We start from the raw sequence: 13,793 nt of genomic DNA on the forward strand, positions 1-13,793 counted from the left end.
CCGGGTCTTGCGCCGCGTCGCCAGCGGGCGCGGCGGAGTGGCGGGAATGCCGAGATCGACGGTGGTCATACCTTCCCCTCGGTGTCGGAACGAACGGTGGAGGCCGATGCGCCGCCGGTGAGGCCGCGCAGACCGGCCGCGAACTCCGGGTCCCTTTCGCGGCCGTCCAGCACGGCCATGTCCTCGGCCGCCGCCATCGAGATGTCCTCGATGGTCAGCCCGCACAGGGAGAGCACGTCGGCGCGGCCTCCGTGGTCCAGGAAGCGGCGGGGGATGCCGAACTCGCGCAGCGGTGTGGTGACATCGGCGTCGCGCAGCGCCTGGGCGATGGTGGAACCCACCCCGCCCACCCGGCTGTTGTCCTCCACAGTGACCACCAGGCGGTGACGGCGGGCCATGTCGCACAGACCGGGGGCGACCGGCGAGACCCAGCGCGGGTCCACGACCGTCACGCCGTGGCCCAGGTCGGTGAGGCGGTCGGCGACGCCCAGGGCCACGCGCGCCAGCGCGCCGATCGACACCACCAGGACGTCCAGGGCGCCCTGGCGGTAGAGGACGTCCATCCCGGCGAACACGGTCTCGGTGGGGATGTCGGGTCCGGTGGCCCCCTTGGGGAAGCGCACCAGGGTGGGCCCCTCCTCCCAGGAGACGGCCTCGTCCAGGAGTTCGGCCAGCCTGGCCCCGTCGCGGGGGGCGCAGATGCGCAGGCCCGGCACCACCTGGAGGACGGACATGTCCCACATGCCGTTGTGGCTGGGCCCGTCGTCACCGGTGACCCCCGACCTGTCCAGGACGAAGGTGACGGCCCGACGGTGCAGGGCCACGTCCATGAGGAGCTGGTCCAGGGCGCGGTTGACGAAGGTGGAGTAGATGGCCACCACCGGGTGGACGCCGCCCATGGACAGCCCGGCCGCCATCGTCACCGCGTGCTGTTCCGCTATGCCGACGTCGATGACGCGTTCGGGGAAGCGCTCGCGCAACGGCAGCAGGCCGGTGGGCTCGGTCATCGCCGCGGTGACGGCCACCACGTCGGGGCGCTCGGCGGCGATACGGGTGACGCACTCGCCGAACACCGCGCTGAAGGAGGGGCCGGAGGACGTGGACAGGGCTCGTCCGGTCCGACGGTCCATGGGGCGGATGGCGTGCCCCCGGTCCAGGTCGTTCTCCTCCGTGGGGGCGAACCCCCGCCCCTTCTCGGTGACGGCGTGCACGATCACCGGACCGGTCGTCCGCCTGGCGCGGGTGAGCGCCTCCCGCAGGGCGGGAATGTCATGGCCGTCCACCGGCCCCAGGTAGGTCAGCCCCAGCTGCTCGAACACGCTGAGGTCGGCGTCGCCGCCGCGCAGGCGCGCGCAATGGTCGGCGAAGCCGCCGAGGGTGGGGTCGTAGGAGCGCTCGTTGTCGTTGAGCACGATGACCAGGGGGCGGTCGGGGCCGCCACCGATGTTGTTGAGCGCCTCCCAGGCCATCCCGCCGGTCATGGCCCCGTCGCCGATGACGGCGACCACCGCCCGGTCCGTGGTCCCGGTGAGGGCGTCGGCGCGGGCCAGACCGTCGGCGTAGGACAGCGCGGTCGAGGCGTGGGAGTTCTCCACCAGGTCGTGCTCGGACTCGGCACGGGAGGGGTAGCCGGACAGGCCGCCCGCCTTGCGGAGCCGGTCGAACCCGGCCCGGCGCCCCGTGATCAGCTTGTGGACGTAGGACTGGTGCCCGGTGTCCCAGAGCAGCCGGTCCTTCGGGGAGTCGAAGACCGTGTGCAGGGCGATGGTCAGTTCCACCACCCCCAGGTTGGGGCCCAGGTGACCACCGGAGGCGGTGACCCGGTCGATGAGGAATTCGCGGATCTCCCCGGCGAGTTCCCGGAGCCGTTCGTCGGAGAGCCCGCGCAACGACGCGGGTCCTTCGATCGTGTCCAACAGGGCCATGTGATCACTCCTCGGGACCGCCTCGGGGCGGTCCGGGTTACGGCGGTGGGCGGCACCCGTTCAGCGGTTGCGGTAGGCGACCTCGTGCGCCATGGCGGCGAGTTCGTCACGCCACCCGGAGTCCAGGGACGGGTGGCGCAGCGCGTTGACGGCGTCGGCGACCAGTTCGCCGATGCGCTCCTCGATGACGTCGCCGATGCCCAGGGCGTCGAGCCGGTCGCGCAGTCGGGGCACGTCCCATTCGGGCTGCTCCACCAGCGCGCGCACCTCGGCGTCGCGCCGCACGGCCAAGGCCAGGAGCAGGGTCATCTTGTGGGTCTCCAGGTCGAGGCCGACCGGTTTCCCGGTGTGGTCGCTGTCCCCGAACAGGTCGATGAGGTCGTCCCGGAGCTGGAACGCCTCGCCCAGGGACTCCCCGTACCTCTCGAAGACCGGTGCCAGGTCGGAGCGCCCGGCCAGGGCGGCGCCCAGCAGCAGGGGGCGGTGGATGCTGTACCGGCCCGACTTGCAGACGGCGATCCACCGGGACAGCTCGGGATCGACGACCGAGCGGGCCGCCACGGCGACGTCCAATTGCTGGCCGATGACGATCTCGGTGAGGAAGGCGTTCCAGATCGTGCGCACGTCGGGCGGCAGCTCGGTGGTGAGCCGGTCGGCCAGGATGTCGGCGAAGTCCCCGGAGAGCACGGCCACCCCCTCGCCGTAGCGGCGGGCCTCGCCCCTCCACTGGTGGTGGAGGTGGTCGCGCAGGTGGCGCACGTGGGCGGTGGAACGCCCCCGACGCAGGTCGGAGTCGTCCAGGACGTCGTCGTGCAGGAGCGCACCGACGTGGACGAGTTCGACGGCGGCGGCGCAGTCGACGGCCCGCCGGTCGTCGGGGTCCCCGCCCGCGGCCAGGTGGCCGCTGAGCAGGAAGGCGGGGCGCAGGCGCTTGCCGCCCGCGGCGACCAGGGCGGCCACGTCGTCCACCGGCACACAGGCGCGGGGGTCGACCCTCGCCCACCGTTCGCGTTCGGTGCGCAGCAGGGTGTCGAGCCGGTCCTCGACCCGGTCCAGCAGTCGGGCGCGCAGGTCCCGGACGTCATCGACGGTGGGTGTCGTCATGGGGTCCCCTTCGCGGATGCGGGCCGGTCGTCGCCGGGCCCGGTGCGGGCGAGTCTCGTCGGCGGGGAGAAGACGATGTCCTCCCGGGCGACGCTCTCCAGCTCGGTGTCGCGGAAGCCGTGGTCGGCGAGGAGGTCGAGCAGTTCCTCGACCAGCACATCGGGGGCGCTGGCCCCGGCGCTGACCCCCACCGTCGAGACCCCGGTGAGCCACTCCGCGGAGAATTCGCCCACGTCGGGTACCAGGTGGGAGGCGGTTCCGGAACGCCTGGCCACCTCGACCATGCGCACGGAGTTGCTGGAGTTGCGCGAGCCCACCACCAGGACGAGATCGCTGCGGGGGGCGATGGCCTTGATCGCGTCCTGGCGGTTCTGGCTGGCGTAGCAGATGTCATCGGTGCCCGGCCCGGTGAGGTCGTGGAACCGATCGCGGAGCACCTCGACGATCTCTCGGGTCTCGTCGACCGACAGGGTGGTCTGGGTGAGATAGGCCAGCGGGGCGTCGGCCGGCAGGTCCAGGGCCCGGGCGTCCTCCACCGTCTCCACGATCACGGTCCGGTCGGGGGCGTGCCCGTGGGTGCCCTCGACCTCCTCGTGCCCGGAGTGTCCGATGAGCAGGATCGTCCGGTCCGCCTTGGCGACGCGCAGGGCCTGCTGGTGGACCTTGGACACCAGGGGGCAGGTGGCGTCGATGACGTCCAGCCGTCGCCTCCCGGCGTTGCGGCGCACCTCGGGCGAGACGCCGTGCGCGGAGAAGACGCAGACCTCTCCCTCGGGGATCTCGTCCTCCGAATCCACGAAGATCGCGCCGCGCTCGCGCAGCACGCGCACCACGTAGTGGTTGTGGACGATCTCCTTGCGCACGTAGACCGGTGGGCCGTACCGCTCCAAGGCGATCTCGATGATGGATATCGCTCGCCGGACACCTGCGCAAAAACCTCGCGGCTCGGCAAGGATCACTTTCTTTCGCTGCACCTCAACGCCACCTCCAGTGACCCGGCTCCGGCGTTTCCGGACACCGGGAGGGTCGCCCTCCGGTGTTATCCATGACTTCGTTCGCGCTCCCCCGACTCTGCAACCGGAGCCGGCGCCGGGTCAACACGGGAGCAGGAGAAATAGCAGGAATCAGCTACATGTGACCAGAACCTGCTGGACAGGCCATTGTCAGTCGCTTGTCATTCACAAAACGACGAATCCGTTCTTAGTGTGAGAGCCACCTCAGAAAGAAATCGGAAAACACATTAGCCCCGTGTGGGCCGAGCGAAGTGCACCGGAGCGGAGAATCCGCGTGAATACCGTGATCAAACCCGTGGAGAACGAGATCCCGTCACCGTCCGCCGCCCCGCCGCCCGCAGTGGCGGACGACGACCCGTTGCTGAACGACCTGGTCGACGAGTTGTTCTTTTCCCTGACCCGCAGCGACCAACGCCGTAAAGGGATGGACTACCTGCGCGGACTGTTGAGCACCCCCGGCCGCAAGTCGGTCCGGAACATGGCGGCCGCCCTCGGCGGCGCCGGGACGGGGCAGAGCCTGCACCACTTCGTGTGCAGTTCCACCTGGGAGTGGTCGCCGGTGCGCCGGGCCCTGGCCCGGTACACGATGCGCGAGTCGCCGCCGCAGGCGTGGGTGGTACGCCCCCTGGTCATCCCGAAGGTCGGGCGGCACTCGGTGGGCGTGAGCCGGTACTTCTCCGCGGACCTGGGACAGGTCGTGAACGCCCAGCGCGCCGTGGGGGTGTGGCTGGCCTCCGATCACCTGAGCGTGCCGGTGGAGTGGCGGCTGCACCTTCCCGGCCGGTGGCGGGGCGCGCTGGACTGCGGCGCCCCCACTCCGGCGATGGCCCAGTCGGAGACCCTGGTGGGGTGCGCCGCCGAGGCGAGCCTCGCCATGATCGAGAGCTGGGGGCTGCCCCCTCGCCCGGTGATCCTGGACCTGGACGACACCGACCCGTTGCCCGCGTTCCGTCGCCTGTACGCGGCCGGGCTGCGCCCGGCGGCGCGGATCCGACCGGAGCTGCCGCTGCGGGTGACCGACCCCGCCCTCATCGGCCACCGGGGGCGGACACTGCCCGCCGAGCTGGTGATGCGGGCCGGCCAGGAGATGCGCCGACCGGTACCGGACCCCTCGGACCCCGCCCGGCGGGCCCGACTGGTCGCGGCGGTGCGGGTGACCCGCCCCTCGGCCGCGCCGTCGGCGCCCGGGGCCGCTCCCGAGGAGGAGTTGTTGCTGGTCGGGATCGGCCGGGGCGGACGCCCCTGGCCCCAGGAACTGTGGCTGGTCCGGCCACCGGAGTCCCACGCGGGCCCCGCCGCCCTGTGGGCGAGCCGGCTGGTGGACCGGGTCGAGCGGTCCTTCGCGCGGTTCGGCGACCCGGTGGGCATGCGCGACTACGCGGGCCGGTCGTTCAACGGGTGGCACCGCCACATCACACTCGCCTCGGTCGCGCACACCTTCCGCGCCCTGTCGCCGGTCGCGGAGGCGCGGGCACGGCCCACGACCGTCCCCGCCGCGACATGACGAAGTACAGCCGACTTCCCATGGCCGAGCCCGAGACCTCGGCACACTCGAACGGTCCGCGGTACGCGAGCGACCCTCTCGTGCCGCACCGACGCACCCGGATCATGGAGCAGCCGTGAAGACCGAGTCGCCCGACCTGCGCCGACGAACCGCGCTCCAGCAGCCCGACTGGGGCGACGACCCCCGGTTGCCCGAGGTCCGCGAACGGCTCCGGGCCCGGCCCGGACTGGTGCGGATCGAGGACGTGGACCGGTTGAGCGGCCTGCTGGCGCGGGTCGCGTCGGGCGAGGCCCGTGTGGTCACCGCCGGCGACTGCGCCGAGGACCCGGAGCGGTGCGGGCCCGAGGCGGTCGGCGCGCAGGAGTTCCTGGTGGGCGCCCTGGCCGAGGTGCTGGAGGCGACGACGGGTCGGCCGGTGGTGCGGGTGGGCCGGATCGGCGGACAGTTCGCCAAACCGCGCTCGCGGCCCACCGAGATCGTCGAGGGGCGCGAACTGCCGGTGTACCGGGGCCATCTGGTCAACGCCCCGGAACCGACCCCGACCGGGCGCGCGCACGACCCCGAGCGTCTGTTGGCGTGCCACGACGCGGCGCGCACCGTGCTGGAGCACCTGGGCCGGCGGTCCGGTCCCACCGGCCCGGCCCGGACGCCGTCGCTGTGGACGGCGCACGAGGCCCTGGTGCTCGACTACGAGGTCCCCGCGCTGCGCCGCACCCCGGACGGGCGCACCCTGCTGACCTCCACGCACTGGCCGTGGGTGGGAGACCGCACCCGCCACCCCGAGGGGGCGCACATCGCCCTGTTGTCCGGTGTCGCCAACCCGGTGGCCTGCAAGGTCGGCCCCTCGGCGACCGTCGAGGAGTTGCTGGAGGTGTGCGACCGGCTGGACCCCGAGCGGCGGCCGGGGCGGCTCACCCTCATCTCCCGCCAGGGGGTGGGCGGAACGGAGGCGCTGCGCCGCCTGGTCGCGGCCGTGCGCGCCGCGGGCCACCCGGCGATCTGGATGAGCGACCCGATGCACGGCAACACCGTCAGAACGCCCTCGGGTCTGAAGACCCGCTACGTGTCGGCGATCGTCCGGGAGGTGCGGGAGTTCCAGGCGGCGGTGCGCGCGGCCGGCGGCATCGCCGGGGGCCTGCACCTGGAGGCCACCCACGAGCCGGTCACCGAGTGCGTGTCCGACGCCTCCCGGGTCGACCGGGTGGCCGACCGGTACACCAGCCTGTGCGATCCCCGGCTCAACCCGGCCCAGGCGGTCGCGGTGGCGTCGGCGTGGACCGCGTGAGGACCCCCATGGAACGAGAGGAGTCCGCGATGGAGCGGAAGGTGGCCCTGGTGACCGGGGCCGCGAGCGGTATCGGGGCGGCCGTGGCACGCGCTCTGGGCGAGCGGGGCGCGATGGTGGCCCTGGTGGACCGGGACCGCCCCGGCCTGGAGCGGGTCACCGCCGGGCTCACGGACGACGGGGTGCGGGCGGTGGCGATCACGGCGGACGTGGCCGCCGCCGGGGAGGCCGAGCGGGTGGTCGCCGAGGCCGAGGACCTGCTGGGATCACTGGACCACCTGGTCAACGCCGCCGGGGTGCTGAGGATGGGCGGGGCCTGGGAGCTCGACGACCGGCAGTGGAACGAGAGCCTGGAGGTGAACGCCACCGGTGTCTTCGCCATGTCCCGGGCGGCGGCGCGCACGATGGTGACGCGTTCGACCGGGGCCATCGTCACCGTGGCCTCCAACGCGGCGGGCACCGCGCGTGCCGGCATGGCCGCCTACGCCGCCTCAAAGGCCGCGGCCGTGGCGTTCACCCGCTGCCTGGGGCTGGAGCTGGCCGGCCATGGCGTGCGCTGCAACGTCGTGGCCCCGGGCTCCACCGACACCCCGATGCTGCGGTCGATGTGGAAGGACGCGGCGGGCCCCCGGGCCACCCTCGACGGCGACCCCGACGCCTACCGGGTGGGCATACCCCTGCGTCGGATCGCCGAGCCCGACGACGTCGCCGACGCGGTCGTCTTCCTACTGTCCGACCGGGCCCGGCACATCACCATGCAGACGCTCACCGTGGACGGTGGGGCCACCCTGGGCGCGTGAACCCGCCCGCACCGGGGACCGCACCGGACGACCAGCAGGAGGAGGACGACCATGCCAGGCATCCCGCCCATCCGGAACTACCCCATGCCGACCGCCGACGCACTGCCCGACAACGTCGCGCGGTGGGACCTCGATCCCGACCGAGCGGTCCTGCTCGTCCATGACATGCAGCGGTTCTTCCTCCGGCCCTTCGCCACCACCGAGGAGCCGTACGGAACGCTGCTGAAGAACTGTGCCCTGTTGCGCGAGCACGCCGTGCGTGCGGGCGCACGGGTCGCGTACACCGCCCAGCCGGGACGGATGACCCCCGGCGAACGCGGCCTGCTCCGCGATTTCTGGGGACCGGGCATGACCACTTCCGTCGAGGACCGCGAGGTGGTGGAACCGCTCACCCCGGGACCGGACGACTGGATGTTCACCAAGTGGCGTTACAGCGCCTTCCACCGGTCCGACCTGCTGGAGCGCATGCGCGCCGAGGGGCGCGACCAGTTGGTGCTCTGTGGCGTGTACGCGCACGTGGGCGTGTTGATGACGGGGGTGGACGCCTTCAGCCATGACATCCGCGTGTTCCTGGCGGCCGACGCGGTCGCCGACTTCGACGCCGAACACCACCGTCTCGCGCTGGAGTACGCCGCGACGCGGTGCGCCGTGGTGGCGCCCACCGAGAGACTGCTCGACCGCATGACCGTCCCCGGGGCCGACCGGAGCCCGGTCGAAGTGGAGGAGGAACGATGACCGCACACCCCCACGACACGGATTCCGGGAACCTGCTCGACCGGATCGTCACCGGCGCGGTGCCCGCGTTCGCACTGGTGCACCGTCCCGAGTCCGGCCCGGGGGCGATCGAGGTGCTGACCGGGACGGTGTCCCTGCACGACTCCCTCGCCGACATCCCGCTGGAGGAGGGCGGCGACGCGCCCGGTCCCCCCGGGTGGGACGTACTGGTGGCCGTACCGTACCGGCAGATCTCGGAGCGGGGGTTCGCGAGCGTCGACGACGGCGCGCCGATCATCTCGCTGAAGGTCTCCGAGTGCCGCGAGGAGACCGTGGAGCGGGTGTTGGAGCGGGTCCCCGACACCGGGCTGACGGTGAACGGCGGCGACTTCGACATCGACGACGACACCTATTCCGACACCGTGCGGCGGGTCATCACCGAGGAGATCGGCCGCGGCGAGGGCTCCAACTTCGTGCTGCGCCGTTCGTTCACCGCGCGGATCGAGGGGTTCGGCCACGGCAGCGCCCTGAGCCTGTTCCGTCGCCTCCTGGAGCAGGAGTCGGGGACCTACTGGACGTTCGTGCTGTTCACCCCCGAGTACACCCTGGTGGGCGCCACCCCCGAGCGGCACGTCAGCCTCGAAGGCGGGACGGCGGTGATGAACCCCATCAGCGGCACCTACCGGTACCCGGCGGGAGGCCCCACCCTGAACGGGATGGTGGACTTCCTGGCCGACCGCAAGGAGGCCGACGAGCTGTACATGGTGGTGGACGAGGAACTGAAGATGATGGCCCGGATCTGCGACTCCGGGCTGCGCGTGGTGGGTCCCCGGCTCAAGGAGATGGCCCGGCTGGCGCACACCGAATACCTGATCCAGGGGGAATGCGACCGGGACCCGCGCGAGATCCTGCGCGAGACGATGTTCGCGCCCACCGTCACCGGCAGCCCGCTGGAGAACGCCTGCCGGGTGATCGCGCGTTACGAGACCCTGGGGCGGGGCCACTACAGCGGGGCGCTGGCGCTCATCGGCCGCGACGCCCGCGGGGCCGCCGCCCTGGATTCGGCGATCCTCATCCGCACCGCGGAGATCGACCGGGGGGGTCATCTGCGCCTGTCGGTGGGGGCGACCCTGGTCCGCCACTCCGTCCCGGAGTCGGAGGTGGTGGAGACCCGGGCGAAGGCGGCCGGGCTGCTGAGCGCGCTGAACGCCGACCGTTCGAAGGCCCTGGCCGGCGACCCCACGGTGCTGGACGCGCTGGCCGCGCGCAACGCGCGCCTGTCGGGTTTCTGGCTGGGCCGGCCCTGCCCCACCCCCCAGGTGACCCTGGACGGGATGGACATCCTGGTCGTCGACGCCGAGGACACGTTCACCGCCATGCTCGCCCACCAGCTGCGCTCGTGCGGGGCGTCGGTGCGGGTGCGCGGGTTCGCCGAGGAGTTCGCCCCGGACGGGTACGACCTGGTGATCATGGGGCCGGGCCCGGGTGATCCGCGCGACCTGGACCACCCCAAGATCGCCCGGGTCCGGGCGGGGGTGCGGACCCTGCTGGCACGACGGTCGCCGTTCCTCGCCGTGTGCCTGAGCCATCAGGCCCTCAGCCTGGAACTGGGCCTGCCGGTACTGCGCCGGGAGCACCCCAACCAGGGGGCGCAGCACCTGATCGACCTGTTCGGCCACCAGGAGCTGGTGGGCTTCTACAACACCTTCTCGACCCACTGCGAGGAGGACAAGATCCACTGCGAGGGCCTGGGGGCGGTCGAGGTGAGCCGCGACCCCGGCACCGGGGAGGTGCACGCGCTGCGCGGACCGTGGTTCGCCTCGGTGCAGTTCCACACCGAGTCGGTGCTCACCCGCGACGGGGTGGGGGTCATCACCCGCCTGATCACCGAGGTGGCGGGGCGCTGAGGCCCACCGGGGCCGCCGCGGCCGTCCTCACGGGCGCAGCGCCCCGGTGGTGAGCGCGGCCAGCAGGGTGCGGGCCTGGACGTCCAGGTAGTGGCCGTGACGGGCCAGCGCCACGAGCTGGTCGGGGGTGGCCCACAGGTACCCCGGGGGCTCGGGCGCCCCGGCGGGGCGGGGGTCCTCGACCACCAGGCAACGGGTGCGGGCGTGCAGGAACCGGCCGCCCTCCTCGGAGTGGACGGCACGGTAGCGCACCAGTTCGGGCGGGGCGGACAGCACCGTGTCCAGGAAGGGCGGCCGCAGCCCCGGGGGCGCGGTCGCCTCGTCGTGGGTGCACTGCACGGTCGGCCCCAGCTCGACCGTGTCCAGGAAGCCCGGCTCGACCCGGGCGTGGACGAGCAGGTGCGGGACCCCGGCCACCCGACGGGTCAGGAAGGCCGCCACGCCCGGCCCGCGCGGGGCCAGCAGGGGCTGGGACCAGGAGGCGACCTCGCGGGCCCGGGCCCGGACCGCCACGGCCACCACGTCGAAGTCGCGGTCCTGTTCGTGGTGCAGCCGGTCGGGGGTGCGCACCCAGCCGGGCAGGGAGCCCAGGGGGACCCGTTCGGCGCTCAGGGTCCTCGACGCGCGTTGCTCGGTGAACCACGACAGGAGTCCGGTGTCGGAGTGGGCGGATCCGTCGGCGCCGAAGGACACCGGGGCGCAGGCCAGAACCGTGCGGGTGTCCATGTTGACGGTCTCGTCGACGTGCATCAACGCGCCGAGGGTGCCCAGCGTGACCCAGCGGAAGTCCTCGTGGGGCTCGACCTCGCGGTCGGTCTCCACGATCATGTTCCGGTTGCTCTTGTGGTGGAACCACCAGCCGTGCTCGGACTGGAGGACGTCGGTGAGCACGCGGCCCCGACCCGACCCGACGAAGTGCTCGATGTGGCGCACCGGGCGCCCCCGGTGCGCGCGGGTGTAGTTGCTGCGGGTGGCCTGGACGGTCGGTGAGAGCTGGACGATGCCCGGGTTGCCGGGCTCCATCTTGGCCTGCACCAGGAAGTGCAGGACCCCGTCGAACTCCTTCGCGAGCAGGCCCAGGACGCCCACCTCGGGCTGGTGGATGACGGGCTGGTGGCGGAGGGTGCCGGGATCGCCGTCCACGACGCTGCGCAGGCCGGTGATGGAGAAGAACCGTCCGCTGTCGTGGACGAGGTCGCCGGTGTCGGGCCGAAAGCCCCAGGAGTCCATCTCGGCGAAGGGCACCCGGGTGACGGAGAACCCGCCGGCGGCGGCGCGTTCGGCGGCCCAGGCGACGACGTCGGCCGGGCCGTCGGAGGTGGGGGCGCCGTCGGGGCCCCGCACCGACGGCACGTCGGCGGAGAGCGCCAGCCGCTCGGCGTCGTGCCGGCCGGAGGGGTCAGGCCGCGAGGGGTTTCCACCAGCCGGGGTTGTCGCGGTACCAGGCGACCGTGTCGCGCAGGCCTCGGGCGAAGGGGACGCGGGGTTCATACCCCAACTCCTCACGGATCGTGGTGTCGTCGATGCAGTAGCGCAGATCGTGCCCGAGCCGATCGGGAACCCGTTCGATGGCCGTCTCGTCGGCGCCGCACAGCTCCAGCAGGCGCCGGGTCATCTCCAGGTTGGTCAGACCGTCGCCGCCGCCGACGTTGTAGACCCCGCCCGCCCGACCCCGGGTCAGCACCAGGTGGACGGCCCGGCAGTGGTCCTCCACGTGCAGCCACTCGCGGACGTTGCGGCCGTCGCCGTAGAGGGGGACGCGACCGCCCGACACCAGGGCGGTGACGAACCTGGGGATGAGCTTCTCGGGGTGCTGGCGCGGCCCGTAGTTGTTGGAGCACCGGGTGACGGAGACGTCGAGGCCGTGGGTGCGCCAGTAGGCGCGGGCGATGAGGTCCGACCCCGCTTTGGAGGCCGCGTACGGGGAGTTGGGGGCGAGCGGGTGGTCCTCGCGCGCCGCACCCCGTTCCAGGGAACCGTAGACCTCGTCGGTGGACACGTGCACGACCCGTTCGACACCGGCCGCCACCGCCGCCGCCAACAGGGTCTGGGTGCCGACGACGTTGGTGCGGACGAACACCGACCCGTCGGCGACGGAGCGGTCCACGTGGCTCTCGGCCGCGAAGTGCACCACGGCGTCGTGTCCGGGGAGCACGTCGGCCAGGGCCCGGGCGTCGCAGACGTCGGCCCGGACGAACTCCATGCGCGGGTGGGAGGGCGGCAGGTTGTCCCGGTTGCCCGCGTAGGTGAGCAGGTCCAGGGCGGTGACCCGGGGCGCGTCGGCGTCCGCCAGCAGGGACCGGACGTAGTGCGATCCGATGAACCCGGCGGCGCCGGTGACCAGGATCCTCATATCCGGACCTCCGCCCGGCCGTGGTCGCCGATCACGAGGCTGGGGCCGAGGGCCGAGGTGTCCGTGGGCCGGACCGAGGCGGATCTGCCGATGATGGAACTGTGCAGGCCGGGCACTCCGACCAGTTCGGCGTCGTCCAGGACGATGGAGTCGCCGATCCCGGACCGTCGGATGACGCAGTCCCTGCCCACGGAGGTGTGCGGTCCCACGTGGCCGTCCTCGATGACGGTGCGGGCGCCCACGATCACCGGACCGTCGATGCGCGAACGCACGATCCGCGCTCCGGGCTCCACCACCACGGGGCCGTTCAGCACGCTGGACTCGTCCACCCACCCCCGGATCTCTCTCCGCGTCCCGTCCAGGGCCCAGCGGTTGCAGCGCAGGACGCCCGGGATGTCCCCCGCGTCCTGCCAGAACCCGGTGTGCTCCACGGCCCGGACCGGGCGTCCGGCCGAGACCAGCCACTGGATGGCGTCGGTGATCTCCAGTTCCCCGCGAGGGCTCGGCCGGATGGCGGCCACGGCCTCGTGGATGGCGGAGGTGAAGAAGTAGGCGCCCATGACGGCCAGGTCACCGGGCGGGTCCTGGGGTTTCTCCTCCAGTCGGAGCACGGTGCCGTCGTCACCGACCACCGCCACCCCGAACTCACGGGGATCGGGGACCCGGTGCACGGCCAGTTGCACGTCGGGGCGGTCGGCGGCGAAAGTGCGCGCCATCCCCGCGACCCCGTCGGAGAGGATGTTGTCGCCCAGATACATGAGGAAGTCGTCGTCGCCGAGGAAGTCCCGGGCGAGCAGGACGCAGTGGGCCAGTCCCAGCGGCGCGTCCTGACGCAGGTAGGTCAGACGCAGCCCCAACCGGGACCCGTCGCCGACCGCCCGCTCGATCTCCTCCGCGTGGTCACCGACCACGACGCCGACATCGACCGCTCCGGCCCGGCGGACGTCGTCCAGGACGTGTTCCACGACGGGGCGGTTGGCGATGGGCATCAGTTGTTTGGGCATGGAGTGGGTGAAAGGACGGAGTCGGGTTCCCATCCCTCCGGACAGAACCAGAGCCTTCATCGTCGTTATCCCTTCGGAGCCGATCCACGCTGATCCCGCGACCAAGGACACCGGAAGCATCGTGTGTTCGCGGGTGCCGGGCAACGGCGATCGCGGAAATCTGTCAGGTCAGACGACTTGACAC

11 protein-coding genes are annotated in these 13,793 nt (G+C 72.4%); 5 read left to right on the forward strand and 6 right to left on the reverse strand.

From position 1 onward, the window contains the following. Nucleotides 1-65: 65 nt before the first annotated feature. The 3 genes from PWG71_RS20510 to PWG71_RS20520 are packed head-to-tail and all read right to left on the reverse strand — an operon-like array spanning nucleotide 66 to nucleotide 4,003. Nucleotides 66-1,925: a 1-deoxy-D-xylulose-5-phosphate synthase gene (locus tag PWG71_RS20510; RefSeq protein WP_311512157.1), complete on the reverse strand. Its 1,860-nt coding sequence runs from the start codon at nucleotides 1,923-1,925 to the stop codon at nucleotides 66-68. A 60-nt stretch (nucleotides 1,926-1,985) separates the two neighbouring features. Beyond that, the gene (locus PWG71_RS20515; protein WP_274811542.1) at nucleotides 1,986-3,029 is read right to left on the reverse strand and encodes a polyprenyl synthetase family protein; all 1,044 of its coding nucleotides are present in this window, start codon (nucleotides 3,027-3,029) and stop codon (nucleotides 1,986-1,988) included. After that, nucleotides 3,026-4,003, reverse strand: a complete 978-nt coding sequence (locus PWG71_RS20520; RefSeq protein ID WP_274811543.1) for a 4-hydroxy-3-methylbut-2-enyl diphosphate reductase — start codon at nucleotides 4,001-4,003, stop codon at nucleotides 3,026-3,028. The genes PWG71_RS20515 and PWG71_RS20520 overlap by 4 nt, the downstream gene beginning before the upstream one ends. Nucleotides 4,004-4,316: 313 nt before the next feature. Here PWG71_RS20520 and PWG71_RS20525 point away from each other — a divergent pair, with 313 nt between their 5' ends. The 5 genes from PWG71_RS20525 to PWG71_RS20545 all read left to right on the forward strand — a co-directional run bounded on the left by PWG71_RS20525 (nucleotide 4,317) and on the right by PWG71_RS20545 (nucleotide 10,252). After that, nucleotides 4,317-5,546, forward strand: a complete 1,230-nt coding sequence (locus PWG71_RS20525; protein WP_274811544.1) for an IS701 family transposase — start codon at nucleotides 4,317-4,319, stop codon at nucleotides 5,544-5,546. Between the two features lie 115 nt (nucleotides 5,547-5,661). Then, nucleotides 5,662-6,831, forward strand: a complete 1,170-nt coding sequence (locus tag PWG71_RS20530; protein WP_274811545.1) for a 3-deoxy-7-phosphoheptulonate synthase — start codon at nucleotides 5,662-5,664, stop codon at nucleotides 6,829-6,831. A gap of 8 nt (nucleotides 6,832-6,839) precedes the next feature. Beyond that, a complete protein-coding gene (locus PWG71_RS20535; RefSeq protein WP_274811546.1) occupies nucleotides 6,840-7,631 on the forward strand; it encodes a 2,3-dihydro-2,3-dihydroxybenzoate dehydrogenase in 792 nt (263 codons plus the stop codon). A gap of 51 nt (nucleotides 7,632-7,682) precedes the next feature. Further along, entirely contained in the window at nucleotides 7,683-8,366 is a 684-nt protein-coding gene (locus PWG71_RS20540) for an isochorismatase family protein (RefSeq protein ID WP_274811547.1), read from the forward strand. Further along, nucleotides 8,363-10,252: an anthranilate synthase family protein gene (locus PWG71_RS20545; RefSeq protein WP_274811548.1), complete on the forward strand. Its 1,890-nt coding sequence runs from the start codon at nucleotides 8,363-8,365 to the stop codon at nucleotides 10,250-10,252. Before PWG71_RS20540 ends, PWG71_RS20545 begins: the two co-directional genes overlap by 4 nt. A gap of 27 nt (nucleotides 10,253-10,279) precedes the next feature. Here the strand turns inward: PWG71_RS20545 and PWG71_RS20550 are convergent, their stop codons facing one another. From PWG71_RS20550 to PWG71_RS20560, 3 genes are read right to left on the reverse strand one after another with little or no spacing between them, the layout of a single operon-like run. Beyond that, nucleotides 10,280-11,596, reverse strand: coding sequence for an NDP-hexose 2,3-dehydratase family protein (locus PWG71_RS20550; RefSeq protein WP_274811549.1), 1,317 nt, complete (start codon nucleotides 11,594-11,596; stop codon nucleotides 10,280-10,282). Between the two features lie 55 nt (nucleotides 11,597-11,651). Then, nucleotides 11,652-12,605, reverse strand: coding sequence for a dTDP-glucose 4,6-dehydratase (rfbB, locus tag PWG71_RS20555; protein ID WP_274811550.1), 954 nt, complete (start codon nucleotides 12,603-12,605; stop codon nucleotides 11,652-11,654). Then, nucleotides 12,602-13,729 carry a glucose-1-phosphate thymidylyltransferase gene (locus PWG71_RS20560; protein ID WP_342455996.1) on the reverse strand — a complete coding sequence of 376 codons (1,128 nt, stop codon included), beginning with the start codon at nucleotides 13,727-13,729 and terminating at the stop codon, nucleotides 12,602-12,604. The genes rfbB and PWG71_RS20560 overlap by 4 nt, the downstream gene beginning before the upstream one ends. Between the last annotated feature and the right edge of the window lie 64 nt (nucleotides 13,730-13,793).

This window comes from Nocardiopsis sp. N85, assembly GCF_028882275.1.
Taxonomy (GTDB): Bacteria; Actinomycetota; Actinomycetes; order Streptosporangiales; family Streptosporangiaceae; genus Nocardiopsis; species Nocardiopsis lambiniae.